The following is a 21,897-nucleotide window of genomic DNA, read 5'->3' on the forward strand; positions in this document are numbered from 1 at the left end:
TCAGATCCGCTCGTTCGTGGTTGTCGTGGTCGGGCTGTTATCCTTCGTGCTGTTGAACACGGCGTCATGACGGTAACCGCCGATCAGGACGGAATGAAGGTCGGACCCGAAGTTGCGGACACGGTCCATCGCACCCTTGTTGCGACGGACGAGCAGGTTGTAGCCCAGCACGGCCGGCACGGCCGTGGCCAGACCGATGGCTGTCATGATCAGGGATTCACCGACAGGACCGGCCACCTTGTCGATGGAGGCCTGGCCGGCAATGCCAATGGCTGTCAGGGCATGATAGATACCCCAGACCGTACCGAACAGCCCGATGAAGGGGGAGGTGGAGCCGACCGTACCAAGGAAGGCCAGCCCGCCCTGAAGACGTGTGTTGATGGTCTCCAGCGCCCGCTGGATGGACATGCTCGTCCATGACTGGAGGTCGATGGAATCCCGCATGGAGCCTTCATGATGGCGTGCTGCTACGATGCCGGTCTCGGCAATGTAGCGGAAGGGGGAATCCGCCTTCAGTGTCTGTGCCCCTTCCTGGATGGTCTTCTGTGTCCAGAAGGTCTGGTTGACGGCCCTGGAGGCCCGGAAGAGGCGGGATTGTTCAAGGAATTTGCTAATCATGATGATCCATGTCCCCAGAGACATGATGGCCATGATGAGCAGGACGCCACGGGCGATGATGTCACCGTTTTTCCAGAGTGCACCCAGCCCGTAGGGGTTTTCCTTCGGTGCTTCCTCGGTCGGTTTTTCACTGACCGGCGTAGCGGTGACCGGGGTGCCGCTTTCAGCACCAGCTGGCGGAGCAGCGGGTGTGGCCCCTGCTGGTGCCGTGGCCGGTGCAGCCCCGGCGGGGGGAACTGCGGGTGTGGTGCCTGCGGGAGGCTGGGCTGTCATCGTGGTCCCGGCGGGCGGAGCGGCCGGGGCAGCGTCCTGCGCAAAAGCGGTGGAGGCCAGCGGCATGGCAGCCAGAGTCAGGGCCAGGGCCGTGCCATAGACAGCGTGCGCCCGGGGCGCAGCAACAGTTACGGGGAGGCGGAACAGTCTGGTCATGAATCCCATATCCTTGTCTAAAAAAGCACCAGTCTGGAGGTGCTGCACCGGTGGGAGAAACCTCCCGTATCGGTCTCCCTGTCATTCCTGCCATCCATGGCAGGTCGGGACAATGTGAAAACGTCTGCTACCCTGCCCCCGCAGGGGTGGCCCGTTTGGGGCAGGGCAGCTTCATGCTGGTCTGTGCTGGCTCAGAATGGCTTCATTCATCACCAAGGGTAAAGTCCACATGCAGGACGTGGTTGTGTTCCACGACTGGCTGCCCACCCACCACGGCTGGCTGGTAGCGGACTGGTGAACGCTCGAGGAAGTCCAGCGCACTTTCGGCAAAATCGTGCCCGCCCTTGACGCTCAGCAGCTTGCAGTTGGCCGGTTTGCCGTTGGTGAGGATGTCGCAGGAGGCCGTCACGGAGCCTTCACGGCTTTCCTCCTGTGCTTCCTCTGGATATTCCGGCCGCACATTGTTGATGGGCATGGCACCAGCGGAGTGGTCACTTTCAGACGAGCTGTTGCTGGAGCTTGCCGACGGTGCCGCTGCTGAAGACTGGGCCGGGGCCGATGGTGCAGGCTGGGGTGCCGCTGCCTTCGGTTTGGGGGCCTTCTGGTGGCTGTGCTGGATCGGCGGTTTGGGGGGGGGTGCCACCCTGATCTTGGGAGGGGGGATATAAGGTGGCGGCGGTTGCACCATCACCGGTTGCGGTGGTGGTGGAGGCGGCGGCGGTGGGGGAGCCTCCGCAATGACACGTGTCTGGATGGGAGGATGCGAGGGTTCCTGCTTTTCCATCCTGGTAAGTGTCAAGGCATAGACCACCAGCCCGATGGCCAGAAAAGCCACGACAACAGCGACGATGTAATCCGTCGGTTTGCGTTGCTGGGCGGCATAGCTTCTCATTCCAAAACCTTCTTACCCTTTTCCACGCCGCAGGTCCGGCGCTTCTTCCCGGCAGGGCAGGCCTGCCAGCATGACTGGTACCCTCACAAGACGGGACGTGCCCGTACGGGGGAGGGGAAAAACCTTGTGCCGCATCACGGGCACGGCCCCATGCCGATTCCTTCTCTTCGTCCCTGGCGGTCAGGCCCTGCCCGGTAAGGGGAGACAGCAAAGCAGCACGGGAACGTTCCCGTATCGGTTCCTTTACCAATGGCCCAAGCCGCCCCTTTGATGCAAGGGCTCTCATGCGACTCTTTCGCAGGATCGCCTGTGCATAAATATGGGTATATCTGTGGATATTTTTTGAGGAAATCGGAAAAACGGCAGTTTATGGACGATTTTGAAAGGTTTTTCGTGGCTGTGATGATGCCCGGCCTGTGAATTGTTTTGGTTGGTCCTTCTTATGAAAAAAACATATTTTTTTGATGATTGATATTAAATACGATATTTAATCGTTTTATTGGCGGAAAAAGCTACCATTAAGAGAGGGGACATGAACCAGAATGTCATGCCCCCTCTCTTGCGGTCTGCTCCGGGTGAGTGCCCCCGTGTCAGACGGGTTTACTGTGCCGTGGCGCTGGCCTCGGAGCGTGTGGCGCTCACACGCTGGGCCAGAGATGCTGCCATGAACTCATCCAGATCGCCATCGAGCACAGCATCAGGGTTGCCCTTCTCGATGTTGGTCCGCAGGTCCTTGACGAGCTGATACGGCGCCAGAACGTAGGACCGTATCTGGTGCCCCCAGCCGATGTCCGTCTTGGCGGCCTCGGCGGCGGAGGCCTCGGCCTCCCGCTTCTGAAGTTCGGCCTCATAGAGGCGGGCCTTCAGCATTTCCATGGCCGTAGCCCGGTTGCGGTGCTGGGACCGGTCCGTCTGGCAGGCCACGACGATACCTGTCGGGATGTGGGTGATGCGGATGGCGGAGTCCGTCTTGTTGACGTGCTGCCCACCAGCCCCGGAGGCCCGGAACGTATCCACACGGAGGTCGGAATCGATGATCTCGATTTCGATGGAATCATCCACAACAGGTGAGATGTAGATGGAGGCAAAGGAGGTCTGCCGCCGTGCAGCGGAGTCGAAGGGGGAGATGCGCACGAGGCGATGCACCCCGGCTTCCGTCTTCAGCCAGCCATAGGCATTGGGACCGCTGACGAGGATCGTGGCGGATTTCAGCCCGGCCTGTTCCCCTTCACTGCTTTCCATCAGGGAGACCTTGTAGCCATGCTTTTCGGACCAGCGGGTATACATCCGCAGCAGCATCTCGGCCCAGTCCTGCGCTTCCGTACCGCCAGCACCGGCATTGACCTCAAGATAGCAGTCATTGCTATCGGCTTCACCGGAGAGGAGGCTTTCCGTCTCACGCTGCTGGGCCTGGGCGGCGAGGCTGCGCAGGGTGGCGAGGCCTTCCTGCACCACGGTGTCGTCATTTTCCATCTCGGCCAGCTCGACAAGGTCCAGCGTGTCCTGCACGTCGGCCTCCAGAGCCTCGACCCCTTCGATCTGGTTGGCGAGCATCGTGCGCTCACGCATCAGTTTCTGGGCGGCGTCCGGGTTGTTCCAGAGGTCCGGGTCTTCAGAGAGATGGTTCAGTTCGGCAAGGCGTGTTTTGGCGACATCCCAGTCAAAGATGCCTCCTCAGCAGTGCCACCGACTGCTTGATCTGTTCGGAGAGGGCTTCGGTCTCAGCCGACATCAGGCGTTCTCCTGCTTTCTTCAGGTTGATGTTGCTGCCTTAGTATAGACCACCGACGCCAATGTCACCTCCCTCTGCCGGGTTTGCTTTCTCCTGGGGCGGTGCCGCAGGCAGGGAAGCAGGGGCATGTGAGGGCATGGTTCCATCCAGCGGGTCGGTGATGGTACCACTGCTGGACGGGCTGGAGCTGGGCATGTCCGTCTCGGAATCAGGAATCATGTCCGCACCGGTGTCAGCAGCGGTAAGGGCCTGTGTCCCGGCTCCGAAACCATGCAGCGGCACGGAGGCTCCCGGAATCTGGTTCGGTTTGAAGGCATCCGTGGCACGGATGCGCCCTGTATCATATTCCGCCAGCGTGATGCCGTCCGGTGCGGGGAACTCCAGCCGGGGCCGGGTGGCGAAGACGGCCTTCATGATGCCGTTCCAGATCGGCCCGGCCAGATGGCCGCCTGTTTCATTCTTGCCCAGGCTGCGGGGCGCATCATAGCCGATCCACACCACGGTGACGGTGTCGGGAGAGAACCCGGCGAACCAGGCATCATGATAGTCCTGACTGGTACCGGTCTTCCCGGCGATGGGGCGGTCGATTCCCACGCCAGCCCGTACGCCCGTGCCCCGGGCGATGACATCCCGCATCATGGTGGTGATCTGGAAGGCACTCTGCGGCGAGGCCAGGACCGGACGGCCATCATGGATGACGGGCATCCCGTTTTCTGTTGTCACGGTACGCCGGTTGGCCTGGTTGCGCCAGATGATGGTGCCATCAGGATTCTGGATGTAGTCGATCAGGCTGGGGGTGATGCTGTGGCCACCATTGGCGATGGCCGCATAGGCCCCGGCCTCCCGCAGGACGGTGGTCTCCACGGCTCCGAGGGCAGCGGGCAGGTAGGGTGGCATGTTGTCCACCATGCCGGACCGTACGGCCATGTCGCTGACGGCCTTCATGCCCAGATGGGCCGCCACACGGATTGTCACGAGGTTGCGGCTTTCCCGCAGGGCATCATGCAGGGTGGTGGGGCCCCAGTTGTCGTGTTCGTAATTCTGCGGCTTCCAGTCTCCGAAACTGATGGGAGAATCATCGAATGTTTCGGAGGGGGAAATGTCCCGTTCCATCGCTGCCAGATAGACCAGCGGCTTGAAAGAAGACCCCGGCTGGCGCTGCGCCTGCGTGACACGGTTGAACTGGCTCTGCTGGAAGGACCAGCCCCCCACGAGGGCCAGGACACGCCCCGTATGGGCATCCAGCGTAACGGTCGCCCCTTCCACCTGCGGAATCTGCTCCAGGGCGGCGGAGCCGTCATCCTGCGGCTCGATCATCACGAGGTCACCCGTCTGAAGCGGATGGGTGCGGCGGCTCCATGTTTCGTCTGTCTTGCGAAGCGTGGCAGTGTGGGCCTCATGCGCCTTCACCCAGCCGACACGGGGTGCTGGTGTTGTGGAGAGGACGACGGCCAGACGCCATGTGGACAGCATGCCAGCCGGATTTTTCTGCCGGGCCATGCTGCCCTGCCAGTCTGCCATGGCGTCACTGTCCAGATGGCCGACAGCCCCGTGCCAGCCCTCATGGGTGCGGGCATAGGCCATCAGCCCTTCCCGCAGCAGTTTCGTGCTGACCTGCTGGAGGTGCGGGTCGAGGCTGGTATGGACGTCCAGCCCGCCTTCCGTTGTCTGTTCCTCATTATAGAGGGATGTCAGCTGGCGGCGGACTTCCGCAGCGAACCATTCGGACCCTGCAAGCGGACCGAAGCGCACCTGCCCTTGCGGCACGAGCGGGTCCTGCTTGGCCTGCTGGGCTTCATCGGCAGGGATGGCGTGGGTTTCGCCCATCCGGTCCAGCACCCAGTTGCGCCGCCACATGGCCGCTTTGGGGTGGAGGAACGGATTATAGTTGCTGGGGGATTTGGGCATGCTGGCGAGCATCGCCGCCTCGGCATCGCTCAGCTGGTCCAGCGTCTTGTTGAAGTAGGTCTGCGCTGCCGCCTCGACCCCGTAGGCTCCGTTCCCCAGATAGATGCCGTTCAGGTAGATTTCCAGAATCCGGTCCTTGGAAAGCGTGTGCTCGATCCGCATGGCGAGCAGGGCTTCCCGCACCTTCCGTTCGATGGTCAGGCTGTTGTTGTTCAGCAGCATGACCTTGGCCACCTGCTGGGTGATGGTCGAGGCCCCCAGAGGCCGTTTGCCCTGATGGGTGAGGATGCTGACGATGTCCGTCACGCCCGCCCGCAGCATGGCCAGCGGGTCCACGCCGCCATGGGAATAGAAATTCTGGTCCTCCGCCGCAATGAAGGCATTGCGGACGAGCGGGGGAATGGCCCGGATGGGCACATAGATGCGCCGTTCGTGGGACAGCTCCGCCATGAGCTGGTCATCGGCCGTGTACAGCCGGCTGACCACGGGCGGCTTGTAATGCTGGAGAGCGTCCACGCTGGGCAGATTGGCGCTGAGATGGGCATACAGTCCCACCCCTGTGAGAATGACGGCAGAAACGCCAAACGTACCGATGCCAAGGGCAGCCCCCAGCAGAAACCGCCAGCGGCGGAAACGGGGCTTCTGGGATGGTGAGGGCGGGCTGTCTGGCAGCATGGGGGAACGCTTCATGCCCTCCCTATAACATGGCCTGCAAAAGAACGGGAAGAAGCAGAGTGTTGCCTGTTTTTTATGGGTGGGTATGGCCGAGGGGACGGGGGCTGCCTATGGTGGTGCCCTGTCATGGGGTGGCTGGTCCAGTCCCGCCCATGTGGATTTTCTGAAGAGATTCGAGGAAGCTGTTTCATGTTCGAACGTCCCTCCGGCCGTACTGACGACGCCCTTCGCCCGGTTACCATCGAGACCGGTTTTTCCACTCATGCGGAAGGGTCCGCCCTGATCCGTGTCGGCGGGACGGAGGTGCTCTGCACCGCTTCCGTCGAGACACGGGTGCCGCCGTTCCTGCGGGGCCAGGGCCAGGGCTGGGTCACGGCGGAATATGGGATGCTGCCCCGTGCCACCCACACCCGTGGCTCCCGCGAGGCCGCCCGTGGCAAGCAGTCCGGCCGCACGCAGGAGATCCAGCGACTCATCGGCCGTTCCCTGCGGGCCTGTGTGGACCTCAAGGCTCTGGGCGAGTGCATGATCACGCTGGACTGTGACGTGCTGAACGCTGATGGCGGCACACGCTGTGCCTCCATTACCGGGGCGTGGGTGGCTCTGGCCATCGCTCTGGAAGGCATGGGCAAGTCGAAGGCGCTGACGGGGCAGGTGGCTGCCGTGTCCTGCGGGCTGACGGATGCCGGGCCGGTGCTGGACCTTGATTATGCGGAAGACAGCACGGCACAGGCTGATACCAATTTCGTTCTGACCGCTGATGGCGGCATCGTGGAAATTCAGGGTACGGCAGAAGAACGACCCTTCCGGCCTGAAGAATTCCAGATTCTGTTTGGTCTGGCCCAGAAAGGTGCAAAGGAGCTGTTCGCCGTGCAGAAAGAGGCTCTGGCCCGCAGGAAGGAAGGTGCATGATGAGCGGGCAGGATTCTGGCCGCCGTCTGGAGCGTGGCAGCGAGATTGTTCTGGCAAGTCACAATGAAGGCAAGCTGCGGGAATTTTCTCTCCTGCTGGCAGAGAGCGGCATCACGGTCCGCTCGGCTGCCGAACTGAACCTGCCAGAGCCTGAAGAGACGGCTGCCGACTTTGAGGGCAATGCGCTCATCAAGGCGGAAGCCGCTGCCAGGGCAACGGGCCTGCCGGCACTGGCCGATGATTCCGGCTTCTGCGTGGCGGCATTGGATGGCAGACCGGGCGTCTATTCTGCCCGCTGGGCAGGCCCGCAGCGGGACATGATACTGGCGATGAACCGTGTGCATGAGGAGATGCAGGCCAGCGGGTCGGCTGACAAGGCAGCGTCGTTTGTGGTGGTGCTGTGTCTGGCATGGCCGGATGGGACGCATCGCTTCGTACGGGGTGAGTGTCGGGGGCAGGTCTCATGGCCACCGAGGGGGACGCATGGGCATGGTTATGACCCCATCTTCATTCCTGAAGGAGAAAGCCGCACGTTTGCCGAGATGGCCGAAACGGAGAAAAACCGCTTCAGCCATCGTGGGCAGGCGATGCAGCAGTTTCTGAAAGAGTGCGTAGCCTGATTGTAATAGTGGCTGTGTAGGGGATGGGTACGGTACCATTGGTGGCTGTGCCCATCTTTTTTTTGGCCATGGGAAACGTGATGGATGAGAGAAAAGTTAATTCACGTCTTCACATGGGTAATAAAATGAGATTTAATAAAAATAACTATTATTTAAAGTAATAAGTGAGCCGCTCATGCAGACAGGCAGGCCATCGTGGCGAGTGACGATGCAGGAAAGACCGGACCTGTCTCTGAGGTGTGTCAGCCTGTTGGGGCGGACGGGCAGGTTTTTGCGGTCCCCGGTAGTTCTTGCCGTACTGTCTGTTGCTGCAGGGCTGGGACAGGCGGAAGCGCAGGTTACTGAAAAGGTTCCCCCTGCCGTGGAGACCATGCCGGGAGCCGGGGTGATCGGCCAGCCACGCCGTGTCACGCTGGAGGAGAACCGGTCCCGCAAGCGGCATCAGGGAGACTGGGGAGCCTTCAACTGGGGGAATGGTGAATTTGCCGGGTTCGGGCCAGTTGGTGTCTACGGGGTCGCCCCCTGGGCCGAGGACTGGAGCAGCAAGAAAGACCCCAGGAATTACACGGATTTTCTTGATCCCCTGAAGGCCATCCGCCTCAATGAGTCGGGCAGCATCTGGCTGTCGCTTTCCGGTGAATCCCGGATACGCAACTGGTATGAGTCGAGCCCCATGCTGGGGACGGTGAACAGGCGTCATTCCGGCCGGTTTACGGTACGCAACCTGCTGGGGGCGGACCTTCATCTTGGTCCGCACTGGCGGATATTCGGGCAGCTGAACAATGGTGAGGCGGCCGGATGGAACTATTACGGCTATAATGCGACATGGCGGCGCAGGCTGGGGGTGCAGCAGCTCTTTGTCGGGTATGAGCGTAAACTGTTTGGTGCAAAGACCGGCGTGATGGTCGGGCGGCAGCAGTTTCTCGATGCCCCTTCATGGCTCGTCTACATGCGGGAAACTCCCAACGTCCCTCTTTCGTGGAATGGTGTCCGTGGCTATGCGCTGTGGAACCGGATCAGGCTGGACCTGTACAATTTTGTCGCTACACAGGTGACGAGGGATACCATCATGGGGGGCGGGTTTGATGATGGCACCCGCCTTTATGGGGGGAATGTCGGGATCGCCCTGCGGCCCTTTTCCATTGGGGGGGAGCAGGTCCATTCCTTTCTGGACCTCTTCTGGATGGGTTTCCGTGATGAGGGGAAAACGGCAGCCGTGGCCCGTTACAAAGGGTCGGAGGCGGGAACGCAGACACGACAGAATGGTGGCTTCCGCTGGTATGGTTCGGCACCGTCTTTCGAATATGAGCTGGGGGGCGTGTATCAGGGGGGACGGTTCCATCCCGGCACGTCATCCATTGCCAGCCGCCCCGTGAGTGCCTGGGCCGTGCGGGGCGTGCTGGGCTGGCGTCATTCCTCATCCTTTCTGCATCCCTTTCTGGGCGTGCAGGCGGAGGCTTACAGCGGAGGAGACAACCGCCGGAAAGAGGGAACCGTGGGCACGTTCTCGGCTCCGTTCTCACCCCGTAATGGAACGTTCGACCTGACACGCACCATTGCGAGGGCCAACATCGTGAGTGCCGGCCCGCTGGCCAGCATCGCACCCCGGCCTTTCATGAACATCCGCATCCGGGTGCCTTACCTCTGGAGGGAGAGCATGAATGACGGGCTGTATAATTCATCATCGCCCTTTTCTTTCCTTTCAGGGCCGAAGCTGCGGCAGGCCGGGCGGGCCGTGGGGTTGCAGCCGCAGGGGCAGGTGCAGTTCCAGCTTCAGCAGCACGTCAACTGGCAGATTGATGGGGGAGCGATTCTGCTGACACATCGCATGAGGCAGGCCGGGGGGAAGAACGGGACCTACATGCTCTCGACCCTCACGCTGCGTTTCTGAGTCCGCTGATAAATACGATTTAGTATTGTGAAAAAGAATGGCGGGCTCAGAGGCGATTTTCAGCCGTTTCCTGCCGGAGGTCAGGCTTCCTGATTCTCTGGCAAGCTCATAATGACATTCTTATATCCTGAAAAATTGATGATTTATCAAAAATCATCATTGAAGCCCGTTAAATATGTAATTAGTTTCTTTCTTATCGTATTTTCCGAAGGGAGCAGATCACATGGCAATATCGGACGATGAGTTCCAGGCCCTGCCCCGGCAGGAAGACGTGGCTGCCTCGGAGGAGGAAACGGGCCGTGTACTGTCCTCCGTTCTGGCCCGTTTTCCGGGCCGTGTGGCGGTGATTTCTTCCTTTGGTGCCGAGTCTGCCGTGCTGCTGGCGCAGGTGGCGGCACAGGACAGAGCCGTGCCTGTCTTTTTTCTCGATACGGAGCGGCATTTCCCGGAAACGCTGGCCTATCGGGATGAGCTGACCCGTCATCTGGGGCTGGAGGATGTCCGCACCCTGCGCCCTGCCCGTGCCGAGGTGGAGTATCGGGACCCGGAGGGTCAGCTTGTGGCTTTCGACCCCGATGCCTGCTGCGCCCTGCGGAAGGTGGAACCGCTGGAGGTGGTTCTGCCGGAGTTCGACATCTGGGTGACAGGCCGCAAGCGGATGCAGGCGGCCACCCGGGCGGCCCTGCCCGTGGCGGAACGGCAGGAGGATGGCAGTGTGAAGCTGAATCCTCTGGCTGGCTGGAGCGAGGCGCAGATCGCCCGTTTCATGGAGGAGAAAGCCCTCCCGCCGCATCCGCTGGTGGCGCAGGGTTACCGCTCCATCGGCTGTGAACCCTGTACGAGGCCCGTGGGAGCGGGAGAGGACAGCCGTGCCGGACGTTGGGCCGGACTGGCCAAGACGGAATGTGGCCTGCATCGGCCCGTTTCCACACCGCCCGACGCCAATGTGGAAGAAATCTCAGCTGCTGCCCTGATTGCAGAGCGGCCCGCACGATAAGACCGGGCCGCATGGCCCATCAGGAAGGAAAGGGAGCAGTCATGGCTCTGGAAGACGCACATATCATGGATGGTCTGGACCAGCTTGAGGCCCAGAGCATCTTCATCCTGCGGGAGGCCTACCGCAAGCTGAAGCCCCTGGCCCTGCTCTGGTCACTGGGCAAGGACAGCAACGTGATGGTCTGGCTGGCCCGCAAGGCCTTCATGGGGCATGTGCCTTTTCCTGTCATGCATGTGGATACGGGCAAGAAATTCCCGGAGATGTATGCCTTCCGGGATGAGTACGTCAAAAAGTGGAATCTGGACCTTGTTCTCGGGGAGTGTCCCCCGGTCGAGGACATGGACCCCTCCCTGCCACCGGCGGCCCGGTCTGCGGCCCGCAAGACGGCTGGTCTGGCAAACCTGATCGACCAGCACAAATTCCGGGGTGTTGTTGCGGGCATCCGGCGTGATGAGCAGGCCACCCGTGCCAAGGAGCGTGTCTTCAGTCCCCGTGGTGCCGGTCACCAGTGGGATGTCCGCAACCAGCCACCGGAATTCTGGGACCAGTACGCCACGCCTTACGAGGAGGGGATGCATGTCCGTGTCCATCCGCTGCTGGCGTGGCGGGAGCTGGACATCTGGCGGTACATCGAGCGTGAGAAGATTCCGCTCGTGGACCTCTATTTTGCAAAGGATGGCAAGCGTTATCGCTCACTGGGCGATCAGGACATCACCAGCCCGATCGAGAGCAATGCCTCCACCGTGGCGGAAGTGATTGCCGAGCTGGAGACGAGCCGTACCTCCGAGCGTGCGGGCCGTGCCATGGATCATGAATCGGAAGATGCCTTCGAGCGTCTCCGTGTTGCCGGTTATCTGTGAGGGGACTTTTTCGATGACACAGACTCATTCACCATCATCGCAGGTCCGTCACGGTGTCAGCACGCCGATCGTGATCGTGGGCCATGTGGATCACGGCAAATCCACCCTGATTGGCCGCCTTCTGTATGATACGGACAGCCTGCCGGATGGCCGCCTCGTCCAGATCGTGGAAAGCAGCCGGAAGCGTGGTCTGGCCGTGGAGTGGAGCTTCCTGCTCGATTCCCTCCAGATCGAGCGGGATCAGGGTGTGACGGTGGATTCCACCCGCATTCCGTTCCAGCTGGATGGCCGGGATTTCGTCATCGTGGATGCGCCGGGCCATCGGCAGTTCCTGCGCAACATGATTACCGGTGCTGCCGATGCCGAGGCCGCCGTGCTGGTGGTGGATGCCGCCGAGGGTGTGCGGGAGCAGACACGCCGCCACGCCATGCTGCTGCGGCTCATCGGCATCAATCATGTGATCGTCCTGCTGAACAAGGCCGACAGCATCGGGTTTGATGAAGCCAGACTGAAGCAGGTGGAAGGTGACATCCGCCAGCTGCTGGGGCGGCTGGAGATCAACGTCAACCAGGTCATTCCGGCCTCGGCACGGGATGGCGACAATATCGCCACACGTTCTGAAAAGGCCGACTGGTACAGGGGGCCGACCCTGCTGGAGGCCCTGTCTCTCATCCAGCCTCCGGCATCCCGTCATGCCCTGCCATTCCGTATGCCGGTGCAGGACGTGTATCGTTTCGAGGGCATCCGCTATGTGGCGGGACGCATCGAGCGTGGCACGGTGCGGGAAGGAGACCGGCTGGAAATTGGCGGGCAGGGGCAGGAGGCCACCGTGGCCGAGGTCTGCCGCTGGCATGCTCCGCATCATCCTGTGGCCGGAGCTGGTGAATCCATCGCCCTGCGGCTGGAGCCTGATCTGGTGCCGGATCGTGGGGACCTGCTGTTCCCTGCCGGTGATGAAGCCGCAGCCCCGCTGAAGGCCGCCCGTCTCAGGACACGGCTGTTCTGGCTGCGTGGTGAGCCGCTGCGTGTGGGGGAGAGTTTCCGGCTGCGTCTGGCCACGGCAGAACATGATGTCACCGTGGCTTCCATTGATGCCGTGGTGGACCTTGATGATCTCAGCCTGAGTCCGGCGGATGAGGTGCCACCGGATGGCTTTGCCGAGATCACCCTCGCCGTGGCCCGCAACGTCCTCTTCGATCCCTTTGCGCCAGGAATGCCGGACGGGCGTGGCGTGCTGGTGGACCGCCATCAGAAGATCGTTGGCGGTGCCCCGCTGATCGGTCCGGCGGCCCTGCCGGAGGGAGCCAAGGCCATCCATCCGACAGCCAGCGGCGTGAGTGATGCCGTCCGGGCTGGTCTGCGGGGGCATGGTCGGGCCGTGTTCTGGATGACCGGTCTGCCCGGTGCCGGAAAGAGCACCATCGCCCGCCATGCCGAGGAGGCCCTCAGCCGTGAGGGGCTGCATGTCACCGTGCTGGATGGCGATACGGTTCGCTCCGGCCTGTGCAGCGATCTTGGCTTCTCGCCGGAAGACCGGCGGGAGAATATCCGCCGTGTGGCCCATGTGGCCCGTATTCTGGCGGATGCCGGGCAGATCGTGCTGGTGGCTCTGGTCTCTCCGCTCATCCGGGACCGGGCGATGGCCAAGGCGATCATCGGGGAAGACTGGCACGAGGTCTTTGTGGATACGGCCCCCGAGCTGTGCCGCCGCCGTGACCCGAAGGGCCTGTATGCTCAGGCGGAAGAAGGCCGGATTGCCGAGTTTACGGGTGTGTCTTCGGCTTATGAAGCACCGGAAAAGCCGGATGTTGTCGTCCCCGGTGATGGTGACGTGGCCCGGAGCGTACGGTACCTGACGGACGCCGTTCATAAGGTCGTGCGCTGACAGATGGTTCTGCCGGGCCTTCCTCCATGAGGTGAGGCCTGGCGGGCCCCGGTTTCTGAAAGAACATGGAACAGGAACCCGGTTTTTCCAGCAGGAAAATGCCGGTGGGGGAGGCTTTGTCTGAAAAAGGCTCTTTCCGTTCTGGGAGAAGGATAAGGTGATGGGGCACCTGGCTTATGTCATCTCCGGCGCACTGGTCGGGTTTCTGGTCGGCATGACAGGCGTGGGTGGCGGATCGCTGATGACGCCGCTGCTCATCCTGCTGTGTGGGATCCACCCCAAGGCTGCCGTGGGGACGGACCTCGTCTATGCCGCCGTGACGAAACTGTTCGGGACAGTCCTGCACAGGCGGTGCGGGCCGGTACGCTGGTCCATCGTGCTGTGGATGATGGCAGGCAGCCTCCCCGGTGTGGCGGTGGCTCTGCTCTGGCTGCGGCATCTGGGGTCGCCGCAGGAGATGGCGCATGTCATCCGCCTGTCGCTGGGCATCTGCCTGCTGGTGACGGCCCCGGCCATCCTGTTCCGTCCGACGCTTAAAGCGTGGGTGCTGCGGCATCAGCTGGGGGGACCGGTACAGTCACGGGTTCTGACAGTCGTGCTGGGTTTCGTGCTGGGCTGCATGGTCAGCCTGTCCTCCGTCGGGGCCGGGGCCATCGGCATGGCCGTGCTGGTGATGCTGTATCCGACCCTGCCCCTGCGTGAACTCGTGGCCATCGACATTGCCCATGCCATCCCCCTGACACTGATTGCCGGTGCAGGCCACTGGGTGGAAGGGGACGTCATGGTGCCGACCCTGCTGCTCCTGCTGAGTGGCTCCCTGCCGGGCATCTGGCTTGGTACCCATTGCGCCGGGCGATGCCCGGAACGCTGGCAGCGGCTCATTCTGGGAACTCTGTTGTTGCTGATTGGCGTGAAGATGATCTGAGGAAAGGCCGGGACATGTCCCGGCCTTTTTTATGGGCACCGGAAAAGAATGGCTTCACATATGTTATGTTATAACATAACTTGCGATGAACAATCAGACCAGCATGACGAGGACTGGAGAACATCATGGTGATGATGGGACGGGGTGGAGCCATTTATGCGGTGTTGGCCCTGGTGGCGTCTGGCACGCTGTCTCAGGCAGCCCAGGCTGGTGATGTGGAGACGGGCGGGAAGCCGTCAGTCACATCCACGGGAGACCAGCCCCAGAATGGGGGGGATGGGTCTGTCCGTAAGGCGGACAGCAGGGAGGAGCATATTCACGTCACGGCCCGGCGGCTGGATCAGGCCCGTGCGGCTCTTCAGCCTGCCATCGGGGCCACGCAGACGAATTTTTCCCGCAAGGCCATCGAGGCCAATCCCGGTGCCGACAATGCCCCGCTGAACAGCATCCTGTTGCAGGCTCCCGGCGTGGCGCAGGACAGTTACGGGCAGATTCACATCCGGGGAGATCATAATGATGTCCAGTTTCGGCTGGATGGTGTGGCCCTGCCGGAAGGTGTGAGCGTTTTCGGGCAGGCTCTGATGACCCGCTTTGCCCATTCCATGAGCCTGACGACCGGTGTCCTGCCAGCGGAGTACGGCTTCCGGCAGGCCGGTGTGATCGACATCCAGACGAAGAACGGCGTGTCGGATGAAGGCGGAACCCTCTCCGGTTATGGTGGCGTGCGGGACTATGTGCAGCCTGCCATCCAGTATGGCGGGCATTGGGGGCAGTGGGATGGCTTCATCACGGCAGATGCCGTTCACAATCGGGTGGGGATCGAGAACACGACCCCCAGTTACAATGCCATTCACGACCTCTCCAACCAGTATCATGTTCTGGGGCATCTGCGGTATACTCTCCGGCCAGAGACACGCTTCAGCCTGACGGCGGGGCTTTCCAATGCCTGGTACCAGCTGCCCAACAATCCCGGCCAGCAGCACCAGTTTGCCACGCCGCTTTTCAAGGCGGACAATCGGCCTGTGCAGGAGGATGCGCCAGACAGCAGCCATCTGGATGAACACCAGCAGCAGATCACGGATTTCGCCATCCTCTCCTGGCAGGAAGACCATGAGAAGGTCAGTGCACAGACATCCGCCATCCTGCGGTACAGTTCCATGCGCTACTCACCCGACTGGGTGGGGGACCTTGTCTATAACGGTCTTGCCCAGCAGGCAGCCCGGTCGGTGTTTTCCAGCGGTGTGCAGAGTGATGTGACATGGCACGTCAATCGCACGCATACCGTGCGGGGAGGTGTGCAGGCTTATGGCGAGCGTGCTGTGAGCAAGAGCAGCTCACTGGTCTACCCAGTTGATGAAGAAGGGACTGTCAGCCCCCAGACCGTGAAAGTGCATGATTCATCGGGCAAGACGGGTGCTTTGTACGGGGTCTATCTCCAGGATGAATGGCACCTTGCACGGTCTCTTGTCTTCAATGGAGGGGTACGGTTTGATGGTGTGGAGGAATATGTTCATGCCCACCAGCTCAGCCCCCGTGTGTCGCTGGTCTGGACACCATGGCATGGCGGGCGGTTCCATGTGGGATATGCACGTTATCTGACACCTCCGCCTTTCGAGACGATTGGCACGACATCTCTGGACCGTTTTGAGGGGACATCCGCCGCACCGGCCAACTATCAGAATGATCGTGTGAAGGCGGAGCGGGACAATTATTATGATGTCGGCTTCATGCAGCAGCTGACACGCCATTGGCATGTCGGGCTGGATGCGTACTGGAAGCAGGCGAAAAACCTGATTGATGAAGGGCAGTTCGGCGCCCCTGTCATTCTGACAGCGTTCAATTATCACCGGGGCCGTGTCCGTGGTGTGGAGCTGACGACTGATTACAGCACAGGCCCCCTGACCCTCTACGGCAATCTGGCGGTGTCACGGGCCACGGGCAAGGAGATTACGTCAGCCCAGTGGAATTTTGACAGTGACGACCTCCACTACATGAGGAATCACTGGGTCCATCTGGATCATGACCAGCTGATCACGGCCTCTGCCGGTGGCTCCTATGCTTTTTTCCACGGGACGAATCATCCCCTCCAGTTTTCGGGCACCATGATTTATGGCAGCGGCCTGCGGAAGGACAGGGAAACAGCCGGAGGTACCATCCCCAATGGGGCGCATGTGCCGCAATATGTCACCTTCAATCTGGGGCTGGTGCAGGCTTTACGGCATATGCCCTGGCTGGGCGGACACACCATGCAGCTGCGGCTGGATGTCATCAACCTGTTCGACCGGCAATACATGTTGCGTGATGGCAGTGGGGTCGGTGTTGGTGCCCCGCAATATGGTCTGCGGCGCAGCGTGATGGGGGGCGTTGCCTTGTCCCTGTGACGATGGAACATCATCACAGGGCTGCCATCCTGTAGAGATATGGTTGGGTGGTTTCTTTTTGGTGGGTTAGCCCTTACCCTTGGCATGACGCCATAGCGGCCGGAGTGTCAGGGACAGGGATTGCATGAGGAAGATACTTTTTACATCGGGCATCGTACTGGCCTTTCTGGGGTATGCGTTTTTTTCCATCAGTGATGCCTGTTCCAAGGGGTTGGCCGGGCGGCTGGACCCGTTCGAGGTGGCGTTTTTCGGCGGTGTGTTCGGCCTGTTGATCGTTCCGCTGCTGAAGCGCCCGAATGAGTCTTATCGGGCGCTGGTGTTGTCCAGTCATCCGTGGCTCTGGCTCGTGCGGGCGGCGGCGGTCTTCGTGGCCACGGCAGGCAGTGTGGAGGCCTTCATGCTTCTGCCCATGCCAGAAGCCCTCTCCCTGATGTTCCTGATGCCGTTTTTCGTCACCATCGTCTCCGTGCTGTTCCTCAAGGAACAGGTGACGGGATGGGCGTGGCTGTCTGTCCTGCTGGGTTTTGCAGGTGTGATGATCGTGCTGCGCCCCGGTGTGAAGGCGCTTCAGTTCGGGCATCTCTGTGCCATTGTGGTGGCCATGGCTTCGGCTGTCAGCGTGATTGCCTACCGTTTTGCGGGCAAGGAAACATCCCGCCTGACGCTGTACGGCTCCAGCCTGTGCGGGCCGCTGGTGGGAGATGGCATCCTGATGGTGCAGCATTTTGTCGTGCCACATGGGGTGAATGAATGGCTGCTGCTGTTTGGCTACGGGTTTCTGGCCGCAGCCGGGCAGCTGCTGCTCATGCTGGCCGCCTCCATTGCCCCGGCCAATCGTGTGGCCCTGCCGCAATACAGCCAGATGGCCTGGATCGTGGCTTTCAGCTACTTCATTTTCAACCAGCCCGTGGACATGTGGGATGGTATAGGCATTGCCGTCGTCACCCTGTCCGGAATGTTGAACTGGCTGCGGCAGAAGATCCGTTTCGAGAAGATGCTGCATCGTGGCTGGTGGTGGCGGCGCAAGCCTACACCGGAGGTCATTGCCGCCACTCCTGCCGCCGTCATCACCCCGCCGCTTGAGGACAAGCCCCACGAGTGAGGGGAAGCGGGGCCTCGTGACAGGCCCCGGTGACCGGGATTACTCGTGGAAGGTATCCAGGTCTCCAAAGCGGGTGAATTCACCTTCAAAGTAGAGATGGACAGTGCCGGTCGGCCCGTGGCGCTGCTTCTCCAGAATCAGCTCGGCCTTGTTGTGGACGAGCGACATCTTCCGCTGCCATTCTTCCAGGGCGATCTGGTATTTGTCCGGACTGGGGAAGGAGGCTTCCTTGGGTTTGCGCTGTTGCAGGTAATATTCGTCACGATAGACGAACATGACAGCATCGGCATCCTGCTCGATGGAGCCGGATTCACGCAGGTCGGAGAGCATCGGGCGCTTGTCGTCACGGGATTCGACCTGACGGGAGAGCTGGGAGAGCGCAATGACGGGCACTTCCAGCTCTTTGGCGATGGCTTTGAGGCCCTGCGTGATCATCGAGATTTCCAGCACGCGACTGTCCGGTCTTGTGCCAATGGCCGGGCGCATGAGCTGGAGATAGTCCACCACCACGAGGTTCAGCCCATGTGTGCGGGCCAGCCGGCGGCAGCGTGTCCGCATGGCGGAGAGGGAGATGGCTGGTGTGTCGTCAATATGCAGGGGCAGGCGTTGCAGCTCCGTGGCAACACGGACGAACCGGTCGAACTCCTTCGGCCCCACGTCGCCACGGCGGATGCGCTCGCCTGAGACCTCGGCCTGTTCGGAGAGGATACGGGCGGCCAGCTGTTCGGAGGACATTTCCAGTGAGAAAATGGCCACACTGCCACGGGGTGGCTCACCTTTTTCTTCTGCCTCCCGCAAGAGGGACTGCGCTGCGGAGAAGGCGATTTTCGTAGCAAGGGCGGTCTTGCCCATGGCAGGACGGCCAGCGAGGATCAGCAGGTCGGACGGGTGCAGGCCACCGGTTTTCTTGTCGAAATCCCGCAGGCCAGAGGTCAGCCCGACAATGTCGCCCGTATGCTGGTAGGCCTGGTCGGCAATGTCGAGAGCCTTCTTCAGGGCCTGGGAAAATACGAGAAAGCCGCCTTCCTGTCCCTTGTCCGTTGCCAGGTTGAAGAGGGCTTCTTCCGAAGCGGAAATCTGTTCCGGCCCGTCCAGATCAGGTCGGGCACCGTGAGCGTTATTGACGATGTCCGTGCCGATGCCGATCAGCTGGCGGCGGACCCAGCAGTCATGGATGACCTTGCCATAATCACGGGCATTGACGATGCCCACCATGGCATTGAGCAGTTTGGCCACATAGTCAGCCCCTCCGGCCGCAGCCAGAATGGGGCTGGCCTCGAAGTCGCCCCGCATCGTGATGATGTCGACGCCTCCCTTGCCGCCATTACGCTCGATGCGTTGCGTGATCATCTCATAGATGTGGGCATTGACGGCATCGGCAAAATGGGAGGGGTGCAGGAAGTCCGAGACGCTCTCATAAGCCTTGTTGTTGGTCAGGATGGCCCCCAGAAGGGCCTGCTCCGCTGGCAGGTTGGCAGGTGGAACACGCTGGAGCATTTCATGGAGGCTTCCGCCGGGTTCCGCTGCGGGGCTGGGCTGGGGGGCAGGGGACTGGTCGCTCATGCTGGTCCGTTTCGCTCTGTCATTGGGGTGTGTCCACACAGTGGCAGGGTGCGGACGGGAAAGGGGAAAGTGTGATCCCCTATTCAGTGCGGGGAGGCGCCATCCAGCGCCAGGGCGCAGCCTGCCAGATAGAGGCTGCCGCAGATCAGGACTCGGGCTGGTCTGCCCGTGGGGCTGGCGCTGTCACGCAGGCGTTTCAGGGCGGTGCGTATGTCCGGCCCGGGCAGGGCTGTGCCGCCTGCCGCCGCTGCGGCTTCCAGAATGGTCTGGACAGGCATGGCCAGGTGCTGTCCGTCTTCCGCCACAGCCTGTATGGAGGTGGCATGGGGGATCAGGGGGCGCAGGAACCCCTGCACGTCCTTGCTGTCCTTCAGCCCGACGATGAGATGCAGGGGCCGGTCCTGCCATGTTTTGAGAACATCGGCCAGAACGGTACCGGCCCCGGGGTTGTGGCCACCATCCAGCAGCAGTTCCCAGCCTGGGGGCATGTCATGGGTAAGGGTGCCATGCAGCGTCTGGAGGCGGGCAGGCCAGCATGTGCTGGCAATGCCGGCAAAGGCCGTGTCTGGCAGGTTCAGGCCGGCATGGCGGAGGGCTGCCACGGCCAGGGCCGAATTCTGTGCCTGATGGGGACCATGCAGGGCTGGAGCAGGCAGTGTCAGCTTTCCGGCCTCGTCCTGATAGAGCAGGCCGTCCTGTCGCAGCGTGATGGTGAATTCATGGCCCAGCCGGTAAAGTGGAGCTTCGTGGGTTCTGGCAATCTCTGCGATGGCTGCCATGACATCATCCGGCTGTGGAGCCACGAAGACCGGCACGCCCCGCTTGATGATTCCGGCCTTTTCCCGGGCAATGCCTGCCAGATCATCGCCCAGAAAGGCCTGATGGTCCAGGCTGATGGAGGTAATGATGCAGGCCCGGGCCGTGGGGATCACGTTCGTGGCATCAAACCGGCCACCAAGCCCGACCTCCAGAACCAGAAGGTCAGCCGGAACACGGGAAAAGAGGAGGAACCCGGCGGCTGTCAGTACCTCGAAGACGGTGATGGGGGCTCCATCATTGACCTGTTCAATTTCTTCCAGCGTGGCCACGAGCTGATCTTCACTGACAAGCTGTCCGGCCAGACGGAAGCGCTCCGTCACGTCCAGCAGGTGCGGGCTGGTCATGACATGGACCTTCAGTCCCGCAGCTTCTCCAATGGCTCGCAGATTGGCACAGGTGCTGCCTTTGCCGTTGGTCCCGGCAACATGGATGGTCGGTGGCAGGGACCGTTCAGGATGGCCGAGGCGGGCGAGCAGGACTTCCAGCCGGTCCAGAGAGAGGTCGATCAGCTTGGGGTGCAGTTCCTGGAGGCGGCGTACTACCGCCCCGGTCCGCCCGTGGAATTCACTTTGCGGGGTGCTGGTCTGCTGGCCTGTTGCCATGATTGCGTAATCCGGTTGTCTCAGGGGGGGACGGCAGGAGAGAGGCATCGTCCCGCCCTGCTGTCAGCCGCAGGGCAGCAGGGCAGGGACACGTTCAGGAAGCCCGGGCAGCCTTGGCGTCCCCGTTGGCGGCGGGGGACAGCATCCCGATCAGACGCCCCAGAAGGGCGGGGAGTTCGGCACGGCTGGCAATGATGTCCACCATGCCGTGGTCTTTCAGATATTCGGAACGCTGGAAGCCTTCCGGCAGTTCCTCACGCACCGTGTCACGGATGACACGGGGGCCGGCGAAGGCGATCAGGGCATTGGGTTCAGCGATGTGGATGTCGCCCAGCATGGCGAAGGAGGCGGACACGCCACCCGTCGTCGGGTTGGTGAGGACTACCAGATAGGGCAGCCCGGCCTCACGCAGCATTTCCACGCCGATGGTGGTGCGGGGCATCTGCATCAGGCTGACAACCCCCTCCTGCATCCGGGCCCCACCGGAGGCCGTGAAGATGATGAGCGGTGCCTTGCGCTGGATGGCCTCCCGGCAGGCTGTCAGGAAAGCCTCCCCAAGGGCGCTGCCCATCGTCCCTGCCATGAACTCGAAGGCCATGACGGCCACGACGGCTTCCCGCCCGTCGATCCTGCCATGGGCGACAAGCAGGGAATCATCAAGACCCGCCTTGGAGCGGGCAGTCTTCAGGCGGTCCGTATAGCGTTTGGAGTCCCGGAAATGCAGCGGGTCGGCCGGGACGGCGGGCAGGTCGATGGTGGTATACTGGCCATCATCGAAGGTCCATTTCATCCGCTCATGGGCTGTGGCACGCATATGGTGCCCGCAATGGGGGCAGACCTTCTTCTTGCGGACCAGCTCCTTGGTGAGCATCATCTGCGAGCATGATTCACAGTTGGTCCAGAGATTGTCTGGCACATCCCTCTGTAACAGGCTCCGCAGTTTGGGACGGACATGTTCGGTCAGCCAGCTCATGGTGTTCTGTTCACTCTCCAGCAGTGGTGCATCATCAGGCGGACCCGGGCCTGCCGGAGGGCCATCGGAGTGGTGCATCCCGGTACGGAGGCACCATGGCACTGGCCGGAAGG

Annotated in this window: 17 protein-coding genes; 9 read left to right on the top strand and 8 right to left on the bottom strand. The window is 61.7% G+C overall.

All coding sequences use genetic code 11. The features are described from left to right. The 5 genes from DTI93_RS06000 to DTI93_RS06015 all read right to left on the bottom strand — a co-directional run bounded on the left by DTI93_RS06000 (nucleotide 1) and on the right by DTI93_RS06015 (nucleotide 6,269). On the bottom strand, nucleotides 1-1,047 hold the full coding sequence (locus DTI93_RS06000; protein ID WP_081563354.1) for a MotA/TolQ/ExbB proton channel family protein: 1,047 nt from the start codon (nucleotides 1,045-1,047) through the stop codon (nucleotides 1-3). Between the two features lie 202 nt (nucleotides 1,048-1,249). Further along, nucleotides 1,250-1,939 carry an energy transducer TonB gene (locus tag DTI93_RS06005; RefSeq protein WP_043558736.1) on the bottom strand — a complete coding sequence of 230 codons (690 nt, stop codon included), beginning with the start codon at nucleotides 1,937-1,939 and terminating at the stop codon, nucleotides 1,250-1,252. A 12-nt stretch (nucleotides 1,940-1,951) separates the two neighbouring features. Then, entirely contained in the window at nucleotides 1,952-2,077 is a 126-nt protein-coding gene (locus tag DTI93_RS09515) for a hypothetical protein (RefSeq protein ID WP_258036102.1), read from the bottom strand. 462 nt (nucleotides 2,078-2,539) lie between these two features. Next, a protein-coding gene (gene prfB, locus DTI93_RS06010; protein ID WP_103765750.1) for a peptide chain release factor 2 occupies nucleotides 2,540-3,671 on the bottom strand; the annotation gives its coding sequence in 2 pieces (ribosomal slippage) (nucleotides 2,540-3,601 and nucleotides 3,603-3,671; 1,131 coding nt in all). Between the two features lie 39 nt (nucleotides 3,672-3,710). Beyond that, nucleotides 3,711-6,269, bottom strand: a complete 2,559-nt coding sequence (locus DTI93_RS06015) for a penicillin-binding protein 1A (protein ID WP_249079985.1) — start codon at nucleotides 6,267-6,269, stop codon at nucleotides 3,711-3,713. A 174-nt stretch (nucleotides 6,270-6,443) separates the two neighbouring features. On the opposite strand from DTI93_RS06015, the gene rph reads away from it, so the two are divergent. The 9 genes from rph (at nucleotide 6,444) to DTI93_RS06060 (ending at nucleotide 17,827) form a co-directional block, all read left to right on the top strand. Further along, nucleotides 6,444-7,166: a ribonuclease PH gene (gene rph, locus DTI93_RS06020; RefSeq protein WP_043558726.1), complete on the top strand. Its 723-nt coding sequence runs from the start codon at nucleotides 6,444-6,446 to the stop codon at nucleotides 7,164-7,166. After that, the gene (rdgB, locus tag DTI93_RS06025; protein ID WP_154981003.1) at nucleotides 7,166-7,786 is read left to right on the top strand and encodes an RdgB/HAM1 family non-canonical purine NTP pyrophosphatase; all 621 of its coding nucleotides are present in this window, start codon (nucleotides 7,166-7,168) and stop codon (nucleotides 7,784-7,786) included. The genes rph and rdgB overlap by 1 nt, the downstream gene beginning before the upstream one ends. A gap of 271 nt (nucleotides 7,787-8,057) precedes the next feature. Further along, a complete protein-coding gene (locus DTI93_RS06030) occupies nucleotides 8,058-9,677 on the top strand; it encodes an alginate export family protein (RefSeq protein WP_198027189.1) in 1,620 nt (539 codons plus the stop codon). Between the two features lie 223 nt (nucleotides 9,678-9,900). Next, nucleotides 9,901-10,674, top strand: a complete 774-nt coding sequence (locus DTI93_RS06035; RefSeq protein ID WP_081847662.1) for a phosphoadenylyl-sulfate reductase — start codon at nucleotides 9,901-9,903, stop codon at nucleotides 10,672-10,674. Between the two features lie 65 nt (nucleotides 10,675-10,739). Continuing rightward, nucleotides 10,740-11,534, top strand: a complete 795-nt coding sequence (cysD, locus tag DTI93_RS06040) for a sulfate adenylyltransferase subunit CysD (RefSeq protein WP_043558821.1) — start codon at nucleotides 10,740-10,742, stop codon at nucleotides 11,532-11,534. Between the two features lie 13 nt (nucleotides 11,535-11,547). Next, nucleotides 11,548-13,419 carry an adenylyl-sulfate kinase gene (cysC, locus tag DTI93_RS06045; RefSeq protein WP_249079986.1) on the top strand — a complete coding sequence of 624 codons (1,872 nt, stop codon included), beginning with the start codon at nucleotides 11,548-11,550 and terminating at the stop codon, nucleotides 13,417-13,419. A 160-nt stretch (nucleotides 13,420-13,579) separates the two neighbouring features. Beyond that, the gene (locus tag DTI93_RS06050; RefSeq protein WP_043558721.1) at nucleotides 13,580-14,344 is read left to right on the top strand and encodes a sulfite exporter TauE/SafE family protein; all 765 of its coding nucleotides are present in this window, start codon (nucleotides 13,580-13,582) and stop codon (nucleotides 14,342-14,344) included. 131 nt (nucleotides 14,345-14,475) lie between these two features. Beyond that, nucleotides 14,476-16,725, top strand: a complete 2,250-nt coding sequence (locus tag DTI93_RS06055) for a TonB-dependent receptor (RefSeq protein ID WP_408902107.1) — start codon at nucleotides 14,476-14,478, stop codon at nucleotides 16,723-16,725. Between the two features lie 124 nt (nucleotides 16,726-16,849). Beyond that, nucleotides 16,850-17,827 carry a DMT family transporter gene (locus DTI93_RS06060; protein WP_052348948.1) on the top strand — a complete coding sequence of 326 codons (978 nt, stop codon included), beginning with the start codon at nucleotides 16,850-16,852 and terminating at the stop codon, nucleotides 17,825-17,827. Nucleotides 17,828-17,866: 39 nt separating this feature from the next. On the opposite strand, the gene DTI93_RS06065 is transcribed toward DTI93_RS06060, so the two are convergent. The 3 genes from DTI93_RS06065 to accD all read right to left on the bottom strand — a co-directional run bounded on the left by DTI93_RS06065 (nucleotide 17,867) and on the right by accD (nucleotide 21,784). Beyond that, nucleotides 17,867-19,324 carry a replicative DNA helicase gene (locus DTI93_RS06065; protein WP_227431429.1) on the bottom strand — a complete coding sequence of 486 codons (1,458 nt, stop codon included), beginning with the start codon at nucleotides 19,322-19,324 and terminating at the stop codon, nucleotides 17,867-17,869. 149 nt (nucleotides 19,325-19,473) lie between these two features. Next, the gene (locus DTI93_RS06070) at nucleotides 19,474-20,811 is read right to left on the bottom strand and encodes a folylpolyglutamate synthase/dihydrofolate synthase family protein (protein WP_249079989.1); all 1,338 of its coding nucleotides are present in this window, start codon (nucleotides 20,809-20,811) and stop codon (nucleotides 19,474-19,476) included. 94 nt (nucleotides 20,812-20,905) lie between these two features. After that, entirely contained in the window at nucleotides 20,906-21,784 is an 879-nt protein-coding gene (gene accD / locus DTI93_RS06075; protein WP_081563350.1) for an acetyl-CoA carboxylase, carboxyltransferase subunit beta, read from the bottom strand. Nucleotides 21,785-21,897: the final 113 nt, after the last annotated feature.

The sequence above is a fragment of the Parasaccharibacter sp. TMW 2.1884 genome (assembly GCF_023337695.1).
In the GTDB taxonomy this organism is placed as follows: domain Bacteria; phylum Pseudomonadota; class Alphaproteobacteria; order Acetobacterales; family Acetobacteraceae; genus Bombella; species Bombella apis.